Annotated in this window: 13 protein-coding genes; 4 read left to right on the forward strand and 9 right to left on the reverse strand. The window is 60.8% G+C overall.

Going from position 1 to position 18,365, the window contains the following annotated elements; genetic code table 11:
• Nucleotides 1-7 precede the first annotated feature (7 nt).
• The 3 genes from AD663_RS26135 to AD663_RS26145 all read right to left on the reverse strand — a co-directional run bounded on the left by AD663_RS26135 (nucleotide 8) and on the right by AD663_RS26145 (nucleotide 2,997).
• On the reverse strand, nucleotides 8-1,780 hold the full coding sequence (locus tag AD663_RS26135; RefSeq protein ID WP_003186713.1) for a ShlB/FhaC/HecB family hemolysin secretion/activation protein: 1,773 nt from the start codon (nucleotides 1,778-1,780) through the stop codon (nucleotides 8-10).
• A 359-nt stretch (nucleotides 1,781-2,139) separates the two neighbouring features.
• Entirely contained in the window at nucleotides 2,140-2,709 is a 570-nt protein-coding gene (locus AD663_RS26140; RefSeq protein WP_003186714.1) for a lipocalin family protein, read from the reverse strand.
• 33 nt (nucleotides 2,710-2,742) lie between these two features.
• Nucleotides 2,743-2,997, reverse strand: coding sequence for a hypothetical protein (locus tag AD663_RS26145; protein WP_003186715.1), 255 nt, complete (start codon nucleotides 2,995-2,997; stop codon nucleotides 2,743-2,745).
• Between the two features lie 285 nt (nucleotides 2,998-3,282).
• Between AD663_RS26145 and AD663_RS26150 the strand changes: the two genes are divergently transcribed.
• The 3 genes from AD663_RS26150 (at nucleotide 3,283) to AD663_RS28740 (ending at nucleotide 5,976) form a co-directional block, all read left to right on the forward strand.
• Complete coding sequence (locus AD663_RS26150) at nucleotides 3,283-5,175, forward strand: methyl-accepting chemotaxis protein (protein WP_218187229.1); 1,893 nt, start codon at nucleotides 3,283-3,285, stop codon at nucleotides 5,173-5,175.
• A gap of 199 nt (nucleotides 5,176-5,374) precedes the next feature.
• Nucleotides 5,375-5,647: a type II toxin-antitoxin system Phd/YefM family antitoxin gene (locus AD663_RS26155; RefSeq protein WP_003186717.1), complete on the forward strand. Its 273-nt coding sequence runs from the start codon at nucleotides 5,375-5,377 to the stop codon at nucleotides 5,645-5,647.
• Nucleotides 5,644-5,976, forward strand: coding sequence for a type II toxin-antitoxin system RelE/ParE family toxin (locus AD663_RS28740; protein ID WP_083455205.1), 333 nt, complete (start codon nucleotides 5,644-5,646; stop codon nucleotides 5,974-5,976). The genes AD663_RS26155 and AD663_RS28740 overlap by 4 nt, the downstream gene beginning before the upstream one ends.
• 7 nt (nucleotides 5,977-5,983) lie before the next feature.
• Here the strand turns inward: AD663_RS28740 and AD663_RS26160 are convergent, their stop codons facing one another.
• From AD663_RS26160 to AD663_RS26180, 5 genes are all read right to left on the reverse strand, one after another.
• Nucleotides 5,984-6,580, reverse strand: coding sequence for a DUF924 family protein (locus AD663_RS26160; protein ID WP_053214785.1), 597 nt, complete (start codon nucleotides 6,578-6,580; stop codon nucleotides 5,984-5,986).
• 3 nt (nucleotides 6,581-6,583) lie between these two features.
• Nucleotides 6,584-7,594 carry a class 1 fructose-bisphosphatase gene (locus AD663_RS26165; protein WP_003186720.1) on the reverse strand — a complete coding sequence of 337 codons (1,011 nt, stop codon included), beginning with the start codon at nucleotides 7,592-7,594 and terminating at the stop codon, nucleotides 6,584-6,586.
• A 241-nt stretch (nucleotides 7,595-7,835) separates the two neighbouring features.
• A complete protein-coding gene (locus AD663_RS26170; RefSeq protein ID WP_003186721.1) occupies nucleotides 7,836-9,203 on the reverse strand; it encodes a DUF3999 domain-containing protein in 1,368 nt (455 codons plus the stop codon).
• A 5-nt stretch (nucleotides 9,204-9,208) separates the two neighbouring features.
• Nucleotides 9,209-12,847 carry a DUF2339 domain-containing protein gene (locus AD663_RS26175; RefSeq protein WP_053214786.1) on the reverse strand — a complete coding sequence of 1,213 codons (3,639 nt, stop codon included), beginning with the start codon at nucleotides 12,845-12,847 and terminating at the stop codon, nucleotides 9,209-9,211.
• 286 nt (nucleotides 12,848-13,133) lie between these two features.
• A complete protein-coding gene (locus tag AD663_RS26180) occupies nucleotides 13,134-15,584 on the reverse strand; it encodes a glycogen/starch/alpha-glucan phosphorylase (protein ID WP_003186723.1) in 2,451 nt (816 codons plus the stop codon).
• 254 nt (nucleotides 15,585-15,838) lie between these two features.
• Between AD663_RS26180 and AD663_RS26185 the strand changes: the two genes are divergently transcribed.
• Nucleotides 15,839-16,276 carry a YkgJ family cysteine cluster protein gene (locus AD663_RS26185; protein ID WP_003196865.1) on the forward strand — a complete coding sequence of 146 codons (438 nt, stop codon included), beginning with the start codon at nucleotides 15,839-15,841 and terminating at the stop codon, nucleotides 16,274-16,276.
• Between the two features lie 225 nt (nucleotides 16,277-16,501).
• On the opposite strand, the gene typA is transcribed toward AD663_RS26185, so the two are convergent.
• Nucleotides 16,502-18,322 carry a translational GTPase TypA gene (gene typA / locus AD663_RS26190; protein WP_003186725.1) on the reverse strand — a complete coding sequence of 607 codons (1,821 nt, stop codon included), beginning with the start codon at nucleotides 18,320-18,322 and terminating at the stop codon, nucleotides 16,502-16,504.
• Nucleotides 18,323-18,365 lie beyond the last annotated feature (43 nt).

Consider the following 18,365-nt stretch of genomic DNA (forward strand, 5'->3'; position numbering starts at 1 on the left):
GGCCTGATCAGAACGCGTATGAGACCTGGACCCAGGCGCGCCATCGACTGTCGCGGCCGTCCGCGTCCAGCCCGGACTCTCCCCGTCCCGGGTTGTTGCCTAGCGTGCGCGCCACAGCGGTACGGACACTGAAATCGTTCGCCCATACATTGGCGCCCAGGCCGACGGCGTGCAGGTCATAGCGATTGGTCTCGCCAGCGTTGTTGATCGAGCCCGGCCAAGGGTTCTCGTTCAGCCAGACACGGCCAGTGTCGAAAAAACCAAGGCCCTGCATCGTGACGCTTGGCAGACCCAGATCGATGTTGCGGCGCAGCTCGAGGGTGGCCAGCCAGCCCTGATCGGCGGAGGCTTCGCCGACCGGATAGGCGCGAACACCAGCAGGGCCACCCAGCAGGAATTTTTCCGAGGAGTCGAGGTTGTCACCGGCCCATTGCGCCGAAACACCGCCGAACAACGTCCATGGACTAGCGACCCCTAGGCTCTGCAAGCGGGAAACGCGCAGGTTGAACTTACGGAAGCTCCCGTCGCTTTGGGCACTTACGCTGTCGACAAACTGATCATCGCGGTTACCGGACAGATCCAGTTCGCCAAGGGTCAACGCCACCATGGCATCCGTCACACCGCCACCTGCGAAACTGTCGAAGCGGTTACCGCTCAGGGCAACGATAAAATTATTCAGCTCACGATCACGCAGGTTGGTACCCAGGCCACGGTCCTCGAGCGCCTTATATTCATAGGTCGCGGACAGATTGAGATTCTGCAGGCGTGAGCGAATCAACGGATAGCTGAGCCCCAGCGAACCGCTACGGGCAGTGCCACGCAGATCCAGCGGACGGAATTGCTCCTGGTCCACCTCATACCGCAGATAAGAGGCCGAGGCATTGAGGCGCAGACCAGAGGCCGTCAGCGGCACATTGTAAGAGCCGCCAACGATGTCGCTGCCGGTACTTTTGCTCAAGCCGATGCCCAGTTGGTCACCGATACCCAGTGGGTCGTTGACGTTTACTTGTGCGTTGGCACGAGCAGTACCGGTACTGCGATTGCCGTAGTTATCCATCGAAACCCCGCCGTCGAACAGGGCGCCCTGCTTGGTGTTGATCAACAGACGGCTGGTGCCGGGCTCGGTGCCGCGCTCAAGCGCAGACTGGGCGTTAACGCCGGGCTGATCATTGATCAGCAGCAAGGCCCGCTCCAGATCTTCGACTTGCAGCACCTTGCCTTCCGGGAGCGCAGCATCGGCGATTTGCCGCAAGCGATCGTTGCTGCTGCGGGTATTGCCGTTCAGTTCGATGCGTGAGGTGCCCGACTGCAGCCGCCCCTTGACCAAGGCGATCTGCAACTTACCCTCAGTCAGATCCTGACGGGGCAGATAGGCGCGGGCCAGCACATAGCCGCGCCCGCGAAGGTAGCGGGTGAGATCGTCGGCCAACTGCTGCAGACCTGCATGATCGAATGTCTTCCCCAAGACCGGCCTGACCAGCGCTTGAAGACTCTCCGCTTGCGCCAGCTCAGTATCACCACTGAAGTAAATCTCTTTGAGCTGCACGCGAAGCCCGGAAGCTGCGGGACGGCTCCTGTCGGAGGGGAGTTCCAACGCCGGCGTTGGTTCGGTAGAGCGAGGCTCGGACGGCAGTGTTTGCCGATGCTCGTTCAGTAACTGTCCTGCATCGGGAATACTCAGCGCGAACACGAACGGCGCAGCACTGGCCCCAACCAGCGCCACGGCGTAACACAGCAGACGCTTGCCCAGGCGAGCGGAACCCTTGTAAGGAACGGGCATCGTACAACTCCGTGGAAATAGGGATACCAGCCACCGTGCCTCAGCCCGACAGGGGTAAAACGCGTAGAGTTCAATACATTGCCAACGTCCCGACTCTGCCTGACCGGACCGATGCTTTGGCGGAGCGCAAAAAAACGCTCATCCACGCAACAGCGACGAACATGACGCGCGCAACCGAAGCGCGCAGGTGGCCTGCGATATATCCAGGAAGGGTTATTGAAGACTCTGCGCAATTTATCGGCACAGTCGAGCAGATCTTGAAATTCAGAATCGGGGCGCCCGCAGAGCGCCCTATCGATACGTGCAAATCATCAGGCCGGTTCAAGACCGCCCAGGCACGTTTGATTCAAGACGGTAGTTTATTCCGACGTCTTGGCCATCTGCCGATCGGAGGCGCGCCAGATCAACCGTGAGGTGTCATATCCCTGCTGGCGCGCCTTGCTCAGCAGTTCTTCACGCACATCGACCTTGACCGTTGGCGTGCGGGACAGCAGCCACAGGTAGCGACGGCTCGGATCGCCGACGATGGCGGTCTTGTAGTCATCGCTGACGTACAACACCCAATATTGCCCCTTCGCCACGCCCGGCACGATCCGAGAGAACCAATTGTCGAACTCGACCCAGAGCTTGTCGGTTTTGCCCGGCACTTGTGGTGTGGCGGTGCCCCTGGCTTCTTCCCATTGCCAGTCCGACGTCAGGCAGCGGTTGAACACATCCACATTGCCGTCAGGCTTGAGGGTGTAGTGGGCTTCGGATTGCGCGCAGTTGCGCTGGAAGTACATCGGCAGGCGGGCCAACTCATACCAAGTCCCTTGGTACCGCTTGAGATTGACACTGTTTACAGTCTTGGGCGCCAACGGATCTTCGCCAGAAGTGGCACAGCCGGCCAATATCAGGCCAGCCAGAAGCACAAAAACTAACCGCATCATTATTTTATTCTCCCGTGGGCACTTGGCCCCGGTTTACTTCAGGCCTTGGCCGGAAAACATCAACACTTTGTCACCGGCGTACTGGACGCTGATAAAGCTTTTCTGGTCGCCCCAGGTGCAGCTGGACATGCCGAGCGCGCCCGAACAGTCAGTCGGTTTCCCCAGCAACGTCTCGACTTCGGCCTTGGGCATCCCGGCCGACAGCTTCGAATAATTTTCCTGGTTGACCTTGCTGCATGCGGTCAACACGACGCACATAAAGAGCAGGGCGATAGATCGCAGCGACATGGTGTAACTCCTGGAGCGGAAGGGAGGTGGCAGGGTGCCAACCTGATCCTTAGAAGAGAAAACCCCTATCTGGTTCCCTGACGAATCCAGTATTTATCGGCGGTGCAGAGGTGTTTCACGGATGAATCACAGAGTTTGTGACACGGTCGTGCCTTTCGTCGGGAACGGGGGCCGGGAACCTGATGAGCCGGGCTTGTGCGCCGATAAAAAGTAACAGCGTAAAAACCAATGCTATGGCAAATTGACACCCCTTTCCTGACCCGTCCCTCCGCGGTAGCGTTCTTAATGACCAGAAACATGAAATTCAGCCACAAAATTCTGTTGGCTGCCGCCCTTGTGGTGGCCGTCGCGTTCGCCTGTTTCATCCTGTTCAACGACTATCGCCAACGGCAAAGCCTGAACATCAGTACCGAGACGTCCATGCAGGAACTCGGCAGCCTGACCAGCCGCAATATCCAAACCTGGGTTGATGGTCGCATTCAGTTGGTGCAATCGCTGGCCCAGCAAATCGCGGCAGACGGCAGCAGTGCCGACAGCCTCAAGAGCGCCGTGGGTCTGCCGGCGTATACCGGCAACTTCCAGCTCAGCTACTTTGGCGGTACGGACGGTGTGATGTTCTCGGTCCCTGCCGGTAACCGTGCAGCCGATTACGACCCTCGTGCCCGTGGCTGGTACAAAGCTGCCAACAATGCACAACAGGCTATCGTTACCGAACCTTACATTGCCGCCTCGTCGGGCAAGCTGGTGGTCACCGTGGCGACTCCGGTGCAGCACCAAAACCAGATGATTGGCGTGGCCGGTGCAGACATCGACTTGTCGAGCATCAGCGCCATCATCAACTCCCTGAATTTCGGCGGCCACGGCTACGCCTTCATCGTCAGTGCCGAAGGGAAGATCCTGATCCATCCTGACAGCAAGCGCGTGCTCAAGACACTGGCCGAGGCCTACCCCAACGGAGCGCCGCAAGTCAGCCCGGGCATGAAGGAAGTCGAACTCGACGGCAAAGCCCAATTCATCTCCTTCACCCATGTAAATGGCGTACCGGGCGCCGACTGGTACGTGGCTCTGGTGCTCGACAAAGACACTGCCCTGGCCATGCTCAGCGAATTCCGCACCTCGGCGCTGATCGCTATGACCATCGCCGTGGTATTCATCATCGCCCTGCTGGGCATGCTGATCCGTGTATTGATGCAACCGCTGCTGACCATGGGTCGCGCCATGCATGACATTGCCGAAGGCGAAGGCGACCTGACACGGCGCCTGACCATCCACGGCCAGGACGAATTCGGCGCACTGGGCACCTCGTTCAACCGCTTCGTCGAGCGTATCCATACATCGATCCGCGAAGTCGCCTCGGCCACCGGCCAGGTCAATGAAGTCGCCTTGCGCGTGGTCAGCGCCTCCAATTCCTCGATGTTCAATTCCGATCAGCAAGCGTCGCGCACCAGCAGCGTGGCCGCGGCGATCAATGAGTTGGGCGCCGCCGCCCAGGAAATCGCCCAGAACGCAGCCCTCGCCTCGCAACATTCCAGCGATGCCCGCAGCCTGGCCGAAGAAGGTCAACAGGTGGTGGATAAAACCATCACAGCCATGCAGCAGCTGTCGGCCAAGATCAGCGACTCGTGCGGCAATATCGAAACCCTGAACAGCAACACAGTGAACATCGGCCAGATCCTGGAAGTGATCACCAGCATTTCCCAGCAAACCAACCTGCTGGCCCTGAACGCTGCAATCGAGGCCGCCCGCGCCGGTGAAGCCGGACGCGGCTTCGCGGTGGTGGCCGATGAAGTGCGCAACCTGGCGCACCGCACTCAGGATTCGGCGCAGCAAGTGAAGAAGATGATCGAAGAGTTGCAAGTCGGCGCACGGGAAGCGGTGGTGACCATGACCGACAGCCAGCGCCAGAGCGAAAGCAGCGTCGGCATCGCCAACCAGGCCGGCGAACGCCTGGGCAGCGTGACCCAGCGCATCGGTGAAATCGATGGCATGAACCAGTCCGTCGCCACCGCCACCGAAGAACAGACCGCTGTGGTGGAGTCGATCAACGTCGACATCACCGAGATCAACACCCTGAACCAGGAAGGCGTGGAAAACCTGCAAGCCACCTTGCGCGCCTGTGCCGACCTCGAACAGCAAGCGGCGCGGTTGAAGCAGTTGGTGGGTAGTTTCAGGATCTAATACCTGGACTGGCCCCATCGCGAGCAAGCTCGCTCCCACCCACAAGATTCTTTGTACGATAAAGATCCACTGTGGGAGCGAGCCTGCTCGTGATGACGACGTGTACGCTCAGCAGGGAAAACATTTGGTCAGCTTGCCCAGACGAAAAGACTGAATTAAGACTAAACTCAGTCCACTCAACTTTTCGGGGGCTTACGTTATGAAGCTGTCATCCCAGATCAAACCCATCAGCTATTTGAAAAGCCACGCCGCTGAAATCGTAAAGACCATCACCGAGAGCCGGGAGCCTTTAGTCATTACCCAAAACGGTGAAGCCAAGCTGGTCGTCATGGATGTCAAAAGCTTTGAAGAGCAAGAAGAGACCATGGCGTTACTAAAGCTGCTGGCTATCGGCAACCGGGAAATCGAAGAGGGTAATTTTCGGGATGCTGAGGACGTTTTCGCTGAGCTAGACCGGGCTGACCTCAAGTGAGTTTGAAGATTGTCATTCTTCAATCGGCTGAAACCGATCTCACAGAGCTTCGCACCTATTTGATCGGGCGCTTCTCCCCTCAAACATGGCAAAGCACCTATACCGGCCTGAAAGCAGCTATCCGTCATCTGGCAACCCTGCCCTATTCAGGATCCATTCCTGAAGAGATAGAAAGGCTCAATCTCGGTCAGTATCGGCAGGCCCTTTCAGGAATGAACAGGATAATCTATGAAGTGCGAGGCCAAACGATCTACATCCATATCATCTGTGACAGCCGCAGGAGCTTGCCCGCACTGCTGATGAAACGCCTGCTTCGAAGCAGCGCTTGAAACTTCGCTAAAAACGGGACCCAGGTTTACCCAGGAACTCCATCTCCTCAGCCGTGGACTCGCGCCTCAGCATCGCATTGCGATGGGGAAAGCGTCCAAACCGGGCAATGATTTTCTGATGCCGCTCGGCATAATCCAGGTTGTCTTCAAACACCGCACGATCCGCCTCGGGCTGTTCCCGGACCAGGTCGATGAACCGCGACACGGCCTCGTTCTGCACCGCCAGGTTTTCGCAGTGCTCGAGCACTAGGTAGATGAAAACCCGCTGGATGGGTTTGAGTTGCCGGTCGAAACCCGCCGCCAAGCCTTGGGCGACCAACGCTTGGGCACGCAGGTCACCGGAAAAGGCCTTGGGGGTGTCGCGAAAGATCATTCGCGGAAATTGATCGAGCAGCAGCACCAGGGCCAGCCAACCTTCCGGGTGTTGCGCCCAGTCGGTCAATCCGCCGGCCAAGGCCTGCTCGACCTGATCGCCAAAGCGCTCGCGCGCCTGGCGATCATGGCGCTTGCCAAACCACAGCTTGCCCTTGTCAGCGGCTATTTCGTCCGGTGTGCTGGCTGAACCAAACCACCATTCGAGCAACGGCTGCCAGGGCTGGGCCATGATTTATTCCTTGTGGTAAGCCGTTGCGCGTGCCACTTCTTCCTTCGAGCCGAGGAACACGGCGACACGCTGGTGCAGGCCTTCGGGCTGGATGTCGAGGATGCGCTGGTGACCGTCGGTGGAAGCACCGCCGGCCTGTTCAACCAGGAACGACATCGGGTTGGCTTCGTACATCAGGCGCAGCTTGCCTGGCTTGGATGGCTCGCGGCTGTCGCGTGGGTACATGAACAACCCACCACGGGTCAGGATACGGTGCACATCGGCAACCATCGCCGCAACCCAGCGCATGTTGTAGTTCTTCTTCAGCGGACCTTCTTCGCCCGCCAGCAATTCTTCGACGTAGCGTTTTACCGGAGCTTCCCAGTGACGCTGGTTGGACATGTTGATGGCGAATTCCTGAGTGGTTTCAGGAATGGTGATGTCTTCGTGGGTCAATACGAAGCTGCCCATTTCGCGGTCCAGGGTAAAACCCTTGACGCCGTGGCCCAAGGTCAACACCAGCATGGTTTGAGGGCCGTAGATGGCGTAACCGGCAGCGACCTGCTCGGTGCCTGGCTGCAAAAAGGCCTTTTCATTCAAGGCTTCGTTCTGGCTCAGGTATTCGTTCGGGCAACGCAGTACCGAGAAGATGGTGCCGACCGGCGCGTTGATGTCGATGTTCGACGAACCGTCCAATGGGTCGAATACCAGCAGGTAGGCACCTTTAGGGTATTTGCCTGGGATCTGGTACGCGTTGTCCATTTCCTCGGACGCCATGCCGGCCAGGTGACCGCCCCATTCGTTGGCTTCGAGCAGGATTTCGTTGGAAAGCACGTCGAGCTTCTTCTGCACTTCGCCCTGCACGTTCTCGGTGCCCATGCTGCCCAGGACGCCACCCAATGCGCCTTTGGATACGGCGTGGCTGATCTCCTTGCATGCACGCGCCACCACTTCGATCAGAAAGCGCAGATCGGCAGGGGTGTTGTTGCTACGGGTCTGCTCAATCAAATAGCGACTCAAGGTAACGCGGGACATGGACGGCTCCGAAGAATAGGGGGCGGAAAAACCAGCGCAGTTTAGCGCGAGTCGGGACTTAATTCCTCCTATGAGACGGGGAATGGAGGATTGAGTTCACGGGGTGGCGGTTCGCCTGTGGATTTTAGGTGGTCGGCGGACCGCTTTCGCGAGCAAGCCCGCTCCCACATTGGAATGCGGGTTTCTGTGGGAGCGGGCTTGCTCGCGAAAGAGACGACTCGGTTTGTCTATTGTCCCGAACTTAGGATTTGACCGGCGGCTTGCGCAGCAAGCTGAACGCCATTGCCGCAAGAAACAGCACGCTGAGCAGCAGCACGGCCCACAAACCGATCTTCTTCCAGTTGGTATCCACCGTGGCAGGCGTGGTTACGGCTGCCGTCGCCGGTGTCGAAGTGGCCGTGCCGCTCACCGTCGCCGTGCCCAGCGTCGCCAGGCGCGACGGTTTGTAGTCGGGCACCAGGGTTGTCAGCGGCAAGCTCGCCGCTTTCACCGTTGCACTGCCCAAGGCGAGGCTGAAAGGCCCTTCGCCGCGCGCCAGGAACACCACCTGGGTCGGACGCACGGCAAAGCGCAGGGCTGGGGCTTCGGCACCGAGGCCGCCGCCACGCTCGTCTACCGTGAGCTTCAATTGCTGGACGGTCTGGCCGGACAACTGCAACTGGTTTTGCAGCACGTCTTGGCCGTTCTGGGTCAGGCGATACAGCAAGCCACTGCCCATCGGCTGCCAGGGAAGGCTGCTTTCACGGCGTCCGGCCAGGGTCACCGGCGCGAGGCTGTTGGCCTGGCTCAACTCGACTTGCACCTGCTCGATATTCAGGCCCATGGGCAACTGCCAGGCGTATTCACCCCCCTTCACCGTACTGCCCGCCAACGGCTGCGACCAGACCAACGGCAACGGCAGGCTTTCGCGGCTGGCGCTGTGCAACTGGGCCGAAGTCAGCACCGGCGCGGAGGCCGGAGAATCCCACAACAACCGCAGATAACGCGCCGATTGCCCTGGCAGCTCCACCTCATGCTGTTCGACCCGCTCGTCGGCGAAGGTCAAGCGCGCCACCTGTCCTTCGCCCCACGACTGCCAGTGTTGCAAGTCGTCGCTGGCCTCGATGGTGAAGCGCTGGAAGCCGTCGCGTTCGCTGGTCCAGTCCAGGACCAATTGCTGCAACGGTGCCTTGATCGCGCTGGCGTCCAGCAACCAGCCACGCAACTCTTCCTCCCCCGCCTCGAGCCGGCTGGAGGGCTGGACTTCCACCAAGGTGCCATTGGCATTCGATTGCACCCGGACGCTGGGGGCGCGCTCGTTGTCATCGGCGGCGTTGTACAACGGAAACCACTTCACGTTTGTAAGGGTACGGTTTTCCCGGCTCTGGGCCGACTCGCGAACCAAGGCGTAGGCCTGGGCCTGCCCAGCGGCGTTGAAAACCCGCAAGTCGCTCAGGTCGGTCTGCCGCGCTTGCAACTGAACGTCCAGCGGCAATGGCAGGCGATACCACGGCCCCTCGCCGCTCAAGGACAACGGCACCTGATGGGTGAAATCCGCCGGCTGCTCCTGGGCCGTAGCCGTCATTGTCACCCACAACCCGACCACTCCCAGCCCGATGCGACTCAACATACGACTCAAGATGACACTCCCTCACTGACAGGCATTGGCGGTTCGGCCGGGACGGCCGTTTCTGGGCGCTTGGGCGGCAGCGGCGCGAAGTAGCCCACCACCAGCAGCAATACACCTACGCCGATAAACGACACGATCCGCGCCAGACCGCCACGGTTGCTCAATTCGACAAAGAACAGCTTCGCCACGACCACGGCGATCAGCGCCGCGCCAACCAGCCACACCTCACGGCGGTGCCGCAGATGCCCGCCAATCATCAGGCCCAGGGCTATCAGCGTCCAGACGATGGACAGCCCGGCCTGCACGAACATCGACTCGAGCAACGCGTCCAGCTCGTATGGCACCCCCATCCACTGGTGGGCAGTGCGCATCACCAGCGCGGTGAAGAACGCGAACAGCGACACACCGGCGATCAACTGGGCGATGTGCCCGACACGATTCCAACGGTTCGTCGATTGCTCCACGGCGTTGCGAGCCCACACATAGATACCGAACAAGGCGAACAGCAGGCCCAGCTCCAAAGGATTGAGCAACGGCACGTAAGGCAGTGGCTCTGAGTTGCCATCACTGAAGGTGTTGGTCAGCCAGAACCAACCGAGCATCAACAGCGCCATGGGCGCCGCCGCATAGACGCGATATTCCCTTGGTTGTGCCGAAACCGGCCACGGCAAACTACGCGGCGCGGCCATCAGCACCAGATAAAGGCCTGGCAGGATCGCCCAGGCCAGCCAGCGCCAAGCGTTGTACTGCTCAGACAGCAACAGCAGGCCGTAACGCAACTCCAGCATCAATACCGCCATCAGCAACCAGCAACCGAGTACGTGAGCCGTACTGCGCGCCTGGGTGGGCAGCGTTGGCGCCAGGCGCTTGAGAGAGAGGAAATGCACGGCAAATACCGCCAACCAGGCCAGCCAGCCGAAATTCGCGGCCGGGTGATAGTGGCTGTGCCCCGTCGCCACCAGCACGCAGCCCGCCGCCGGGATCAACAGGGTGCACAGCAGCCCCATCGCCGGCCATTTCAACCGCAGGGACAGGACCGTCCACAGCGCCACGCTGATCGCCGCGACCAGCAGCAGCAAGCTGCCCTGCAGGTTCGCCGGGGCAAAGCGCAGCACTTCACTGACCCACGCCAGCGCCCACCAACCGCCGCCCCAGACCAACAGCAACTGGGACAAGCGTTGCAGGTTCAAGGCATCGAATACCGTCGCCGAATGGCCGCGCTGCAGTCGCCATGCGCCCACCAGCGCCGCCAGCCCCAGCACCAGCGGCGTCCAGAATCCGCCATGGGCCAGGGGCCGCAGACCTTCGGCATTGAGCGGCCCCAACAGGGCCGGTCCGGCGGTAAGGAACGCTGCGCCGCCCAACAATTGCAGCAACAGGCCGAACATGAAGCTCATGCGCTGTTTCAGGTACAGGCTCAGCCAGATGATCAGCAAACCGCTGGCCGCCCACACACCGCTGGCTGTTTGCCAAGGCAGGACGAACAGCACAGCGAGGTTGATCAGCACCAGCCCCGCCAGCAACACCACGGACAAACCGCGCAGCAATCGAGCATCGTTGCGCACCATGTCGTCGCGCGCCGCCAACAGCATGCCGCCGATCAGCGCCAGGCCGATCAGCGAGGCACTGAGCAAGCCGCTCCAGCCGGCGCTGAACACCGCAGCCGAGTCTCCCTCGGCGCCTTGCAGGCGCAGCAGGAACAACGCGCCGCCCAACAGTTGCACCGCGAACGCGGTAAACAGGAAGGTCCGCGATTGCAGGCGCAGGCCGACAAACAAAGTCACCAGCCCAGCCAAGGCCCAGGCAATGGCGGTGCCGTGGGTGAAGAAAAACATCGGGGCCAGTAGATAGAGGAAACCCAGCCCCAACACGGCCAGCACCGGCTGGCCTCGGCGCTCCCAAGCCGCCGCTTGTTCAGGCGACGCCTTGCGCAGTTGGAAGAAGGTGAACAACAAGGCGCCGCCGAGCATCAATGCCCCCAACGGTGAGCCGTCGAGCAGGCTGCTTTCGCCGGAGCGCAATTCGCTGAGGAAGGCCAGCGCCGAGCCCAGTTGCAAGAGCAAGGCAAAGGCTCGCGCCAGAGGCCGTTGCTGGCGAAGGCCCAGCCAGAAGATCCCCGCGCCCTCAACGGCCCAGGCCGCTGCGGTCCAACGGGCATCGAGCCCCAAGGGGATCGCCAGGCTGGAAAAAATCACCCCCAGGGCCAGGCAGGTTTCGGCCAGCAGCAAGGCGCGGCCACCCATCAGCACACGGGCCAGGCCCATGTAGATCATGCCCAGGGCCAGGGCGCTGAAGGCGGCGGCAAATTCCAGATGCTGCACCAGCGCGAACTGCAACCCGAAGCCCACCAGCGGCGGGCCGAACAGCATCGTGCCGTCCACGTAATCGCCCTTGCGCGCCGACCAGCGCAGCACGGCGTCGCGACTGCCGTCTTCGGGTGCGTCGTTCATTTCCAACAGTTTGCGGCGCGTGAACAACAAGCCAATCGCCAGGTACATCAGGAAAAACAGGACCAGGAACGGCTCGGTGCTCCAAAGGAGTTGCGGCGCGTAGGAGCGCAGGCCCCAGGCGAAACCGATGCCGAAGGTGCCGATGAAGCCAATCAGGTTGAGCAAGCGCCAGGCCTTGAACCAGGCGATGGCGAGGATGCCGGCATTGAGCAGGATGAAATAGCTGAACAGCGCGACGTGATTACCGCTGCCGGTGGAGGTCAGGATCGGTGCGGCGAACCCGCCCAGCGCCGCGGCCGCCGCCAAGCCCAGGGCGTTTTGGGTGACCGCCAGGATCGCCGAGAACACCGTGACGGCGACCAGCAAGCCCAGGGCAGCTTTTGAATCGAGCAGCGGGTGCAGGCGCATGGCGGCGAATACCGTCAGGTACAACACCGCGATGCCCGTGCCTTGCAGCATCAACGCGTAGTCATTCTTGCGCTGGCGCAACCACCAGCCCAGACCCAGCAGGCCCAGCGCGCAGGCCGCAACGCCGGCGTAACGCAGCTCGATCGGCACCACCATGCCTTCGGTGGCATAACGCAGCAGGAACGCCAGGCCGAGGAACAACAACACCACGCCGACTCGCAGCACGGTGTTGCCGCCGAACAGCCAGTTGCGCGCACCCAACATGGCGCGGTCGAGCAGGTTCGGGCCACGGGGCGCCGCTGGTTCCAAGACTTGCGGTTTAACGGGCGCAGGGCCGAATTCACGGGCGGCGGGCCTGGAGGTCGCGGGCGCAGGGGTCCAGATATCGTCGGGCAACGGCTGGCTGGCTTGGGTGGCCATCGCAGGCGCAGGTTCAAGCTCGGGCGGCAATTCCCAAAGCAGCGCTGGCTCAGGCTCCGCCTCTTGTGCAGGCTTGGCTGGCGCTTCGGGGCTGGTGGCCCGGGCCGCGACGGGTCGCGACACAGGCTCACTCGAGCCAGGGACCGCTGCGCGTTCGAGGACCAGCAGGCGCGCCTCGAGCGTGATCAAGCTACGCTGAGCTCCTTGCAACAAATCCTGTTGTTTGGCGAACTGGGCCCCAAGACGCCCCAGCCGATACGCCTGGGCGATGCCAAGCCCCACCAATGCGCCTATCAGCGCATCGGCGAACGACTCGTCCACCACCCAGCCGAGTGCCAGGCCCAACAGCATCAAGATCCATTGCATGGTCGATATCCCTAAGCGGCCCGTTGCGGGCATGACCGGGCTAGTGCCTGGCTCAGCTTAGTGGAAGAGCACAACCCTTGTGGGAGCGGGCTTGCTCGCGAATACGGTGTGTCAATCGCCGAAACTTTAAATGACACATCGCATTCGCGGGCAAGCCCGCTCCCACATTTGGTTTATTGACTTCTCCAGTACTGAGTCCGGCCACACCCCCCGGCGAAACTGGCGCTTAGTATATCGACGAAGCCCAACCGCCGTTGGGCTTCGCTCACATTTCTTGCAGCAAAGGCTACTCCAGGGCCTTCCAGATGTCGGTGGCGTATTCACGAATGGTCCGGTCCGAAGAGAACCAGCCCATGCGCGCAGTGTTGAGCACCGCCGAACGCCACCATTGCTTGGAGTCGTGCCAGCGCTCTTCGACCTTGGCCTGGGCGCTCCAGTACGAGTCGAAGTCGGCGCAAACCAGGAACCGGTCATAGTCCACCAGCGAGTCCACCAGCCCGGTATAGCGCATCGGATCGTCCGGCGAAAACACACCGCCGCGAATCGCTTGCAACACGTCGCTCAAGCGATGGGAGGCGGCAATGTCCGGTGCGGCGCTGAATTCACCGTTGCGCTTGCGGGCCTCGACCTGCTCGGCGGTCAGGCCGAAGATGAACATGTGCTCTCCGCCCACCCGGTCGTGCATCTCGACGTTGGCGCCGTCCATGGTGCCGATAGTCAGCGCACCGTTGAGGCCAAACTTCATGTTGCTGGTACCCGACGCTTCGAAACCAGCGGTGGAGATTTGCTCCGACAAGTCCGCTGCCGGGATGATGCTCTCGGCCAGGCTAACGTTGTAGTTGGGCAGGAACACCACTTTGAGCAAGCCACGCACGGTCGGGTCGTTGTTCACCACGCGGGCGATGTCGTTGGTCAGCTTGATGATCAGCTTGGCCTGGTGATAGCTGGCAGCGGCCTTGCCGGCGAAGATCTTCACCCGCGGCACCCAGTCCACTTCCGGCTCGGCGCGAATCGCCTGGTACAGCGCCACGGTGTGCAACAGGTTGAGCAGTTGGCGTTTGTATTCGTGGATCCGCTTGACCTGTACGTCGAACATCGCCGCCGGGTTCACCGCGATGCCCAGACGCTCATGGATCAGGTAGGCCAGGGCTTTCTTGCTGTGCAGCCGCTGTTCGGCGAACTGTTTGCGGAACGCCGGTTTGTCGGCGAACGGCTCCAGCTCGATCAGGCGCTCCTCGGGGTTGTCGAGCACGCTCGGGCCGAGGGCATCGACCATCATTGACGTCAGTTCGGCGTTGGCCTGGAACAACCAGCGGCGGAAGGTGATGCCGTTGGTCTTGTTGTTGATCCGCTCCGGATAGAGTTTGTGCAGCTCGGAGAACACCGTGCTGCGCATCAGTTGGGTGTGCAGCCCGGACACACCGTTGACGCTGTGGGAGCCGAGGAACGCCAGGTTACCCATACGCACCCGACGCCCGTTGTCTTCTTCGATCAGCGACACCGAGCGCAGCACGTCGAAATCATGCACGCCCTTGGCCCGCAGCGAATCGATGTGCTGGGCGTTGATCAGGTAAATGATCTGCATGTGCCGGGGCAACATGCGCTCCATCAATCCTACCGGCCAGGTTTCCAGCGCTTCGGGCAGCAGCGTGTGGTTGGTGTAGGACAGCGTGTCCTGGGTGATCTGCCAGGCGGCGTCCCACGCCACGTCGTAAACGTCCACCAATTGACGCATCAGCTCGGCCACGGCAATCGACGGGTGCGTGTCGTTGAGCTGGATTGCTGCGTGGTCGCCCAGGGTCAGCACCGAGGTGTGCATGTTGCGATGGCGGCGCAGCAGGTCTTGCAACGAGGCGGCGACGAAGAAATATTCCTGGCGCAGGCGCAGTTCCTGGCCAGCTTCGGTGCTGTCGGCCGGGTATAGCACGCGGGAAATACTTTCGGCACGAGCGACTTCGGCCACCGCGCCCAAGTGGTCGCCGGCGTTGAATCGCTCCAGGTGCAGGTCTTCCACGGCCCGGGCACGCCACAAGCGCAGGGTGTTGACGCTGGCACCACGCCAGCCCACCACTGGGGTGTCATAGGCAATGGCCCGCACGGTTTCGGCCGGGGACCAGACTTGCCGGGTCTTGCCGGCCTCATCGGTCACGGTTTCGACGCTACCGCCAAAGCCGATCGGGTAGACCACCTCCGGCCGCTCGAACTCCCACGGGTTGCCGAAGTCCAGCCAATGCTCGGTTTGTTCCTGCTGCCAGCCGTCGACGATGGCCTGGCGGAACAAGCCATGCTCGTAACGAATGCCGTAGCCATGGCCGGCGATACCCAGGGTGGACATGCTCTCCATGAAGCACGCCGCCAAGCGGCCGAGGCCGCCGTTGCCCAACGCCGCATCCGGCTCCAGCAGGCGAATGCGCTCCAGGTCCACGCCCAGCTCGGTCAAGGCTTCGCGGGCGGTGTCCAGCAGGCCGAGGTTGCTCAGGCTGTCATAGAGCAGGCGCCCGATAAGAAATTCCAGGGAAAGGTAATACACCCGCTTCTGACCCTTGCGATAGATCTGTCGCGTGTGATCCATCCAGTGTTCGACCATGTGGTCGCGGGCGGCGAGAGCAATGGCTTCGAACCAATCGTGATCAAACGCATGATCGGGGTCCTTGCCGACGGCATAAGTGAGTTTGGTCAACACGGCGTCGCGAAATGCCGCAACTTCAGCTTCGCGAACAAGTGGTTCTTGAGTCATTGGTGAGACCTCGAACGAGCATGGAATTGTCTGAGCCTAGTCGGTCTGACAGACGGTACAGCCTCTTGGTTCGGTGGATTTGCACAGGTAACGGGGAATCGCCGCCAGGCAATTGCCGCTTGAGCGAATGAATGCAGGGGCCGTGCCGCTCCCGCAGGATTTTGCCGTAACGAGAAAAAAACCGGCGGAAGGTCGTTCAAAATTTCACCAGTCCCGGTATGATCGCGCGCCCTGATGCACGCTGGTACACCTTGATGATGAAGCCCAACCTGATCGCCGCCGCGGAGATCGACCGACTCGATACCTGGGCCAAGTACTCCGCCCCGATGTGCGGTTCCTGCGTGTCGAGCTGCTGCACGCTGCCGGTGGAGGTCAAGATCAAGGACCTGATCCGGATCGGCATCGTCGATGAGTTCGAACTGGGCGACCCGCCAAAGAACATCGCCAAGCGCCTGCAAAAGGAAGGCATCGTCGAGCGCTATAACCAGAAGTCGGAAATCTTCACCCTCCAGCGCATGAGCAACAATGACTGCCTTTATCTGGACCGCAAGAGCCGGCTGTGCACCATTTACGAGAAGCGCCCGGACACCTGCCGCAATCACCCGCGGGTGGGGCCACGGCCGGGGTATTGCGCGTACAAGCCCAAGGAAGTGGAGCGCGAGCGTAATCCGCGGACGCTGGACAAGTTCTAATCTGTTGCTGATTTTTTTAGCGCCTGATCCATCGCCTTCGCGAGCAAACCCGCTCCCACAGTTGGTTGATGCCGGATACAAAATCTGTGTCCGCTGAAGATCCACTGTGGGAGCGGGCTTGCTCGCGAAGGGGCCCTGACAAGCACCGCACAAATTCCAGGCATAAAAAAACGCCCCCGATCTCACGACCGGGGGCGTTTTTTCAAGCGTTAACTAAGTCGAAACTCAGTTGCCGCTTTTCTTGGCAGCGCGGGTACGCTCGCTTTCGCCCAGGATCTTCTTGCGAAGACGGATGGACTTCGGCGTCACTTCGCACAGTTCGTCTTCCTGCACGAACTCCAGCGCCTGCTCCAGGGTGAACTTGACCGGCGGAACCAGGGCGATGGTTTCGTCCTTGCCCGAAGCACGCATGTTGTCGAGCTTCTTGCCTTTGGTCGGGTTCACGCCCAGGTCGTTGTCGCGGCTGTTGAGGCCGACGATCTGACCTTCGTAGATGTCCTGGCCGTGTTCAACGAACAGCTTGCCACGGGCTTGCAGGGTTTCCAGCGAGTAGGTCAGTGCCTTGCCGGTCGCAACCGATACCAGCACGCCGTTCTGACGGCCGGACATGTCGCCGGACTTCATCACGTCGTAACGATCGAAGATCGAAGTCAGGATGCCGCCACCGGAGGTCAGGGTCAGGAACTCGTTACGGAAACCGATCAGGCCACGGGCCGGGATGTTGTACTCAAGGCGCACACGGCCCTTGCCATCCGGAACCATGTTGGTCAGGTCGCCTTTACGCAGGCCCATTTGCTCCATGATCGCGCCCTGGGATTCTTCCGGCAGGTCGATGGTCACGTTTTCGTACGGTTCGTGCTTGACGCCGTCGACCATGCGGATGATCACTTCAGGACGGCCAACGCCCATTTCGAAGCCTTCGCGACGCATGGTTTCGATCAGTACCGAGAGGTGCAGCTCACCACGGCCGGAAACCTTGAACTTGTCGGCCGAGTCGCCTTCTTCAACGCGCAGGGCAACGTTGTAGAGCAGCTCCTTGTCCAGACGCTCCTTGATGTTACGGCTGGTCACGAACTTGCCTTCTTTACCGCAGAATGGCGAGTCGTTGACCTGGAAAGTCATGGAAACGGTTGGCTCGTCAACGGTCAACGGCTTCATCGCTTCGACGTTCAGTGGGTCGCACAGGGTGTCAGAGATGAACAGTTGCTCGAAGCCGCTGATGCAGACGATGTCGCCGGCCGCTGCTTCTTCAACGTCGATACGGTGCAGGCCGTGGTGACCCATCAGCTTGAGGATACGACCGTTGCGCTTCTTGCCGTCGGCGTCGATAGCCACCACCGGGGTGTTCGGCTTGATGCGACCACGGGCGATACGGCCAACGCCGATCACACCCAGGAAGCTGTTGTAGTCCAGTGCCGAGATTTGCATCTGGAACGGGCCGTCACGGTCGACTTTCGGTGCTGGTACGTCGTCGACGATCGACTGGTACAGCGGGGTCATGTCTTCAGCCATGGCGGTGTGGTCCAGACCGGCAATACCGTTCAGGGCCGAGGCGTAGACGACTTTGAAGTCCAGCTGTTCTTCGGTGGCACCCAGGTTGTCGAACAGGTCGAAGATCTGGTCCAGAACCCAGTCCGGACGTGCGCCTGGACGGTCAACCTTGTTGATGACCACGATCGGACGCAGGCCGGCTTCGAAAGCCTTCTTGGTCACGAAACGGGTTTGCGGCATAGGGCCGTCCTGGGCGTCGACCAGCAGCAGCACGGAGTCGACCATCGACATCACGCGCTCTACTTCACCACCGAAGTCAGCGTGGCCCGGGGTGTCCACGATGTTGATGTGGTAGCCGTTCCAGTTGATGGCGGTGTTTTTCGCCAGGATGGTAATACCACGCTCTTTTTCCTGGTCGTTGGAGTCCATCACGCGCTCGTCGTTGAGCTCGTTGCGCTCCAGGGTGCCGGATTGACGCAAGAGTTTGTCTACCAGGGTGGTCTTACCATGGTCAACGTGAGCAATGATGGCGATGTTGCGTAGATTTTCGATCACTTGTGTATCTCGATCAGAGGATTCGGTGTGCTGACAAGTCTTG

The organism is Pseudomonas sp. Q12-87, assembly GCF_001269755.1.
GTDB classification, from domain to species: Bacteria; Pseudomonadota; Gammaproteobacteria; order Pseudomonadales; family Pseudomonadaceae; genus Aquipseudomonas; species Aquipseudomonas fluorescens_S.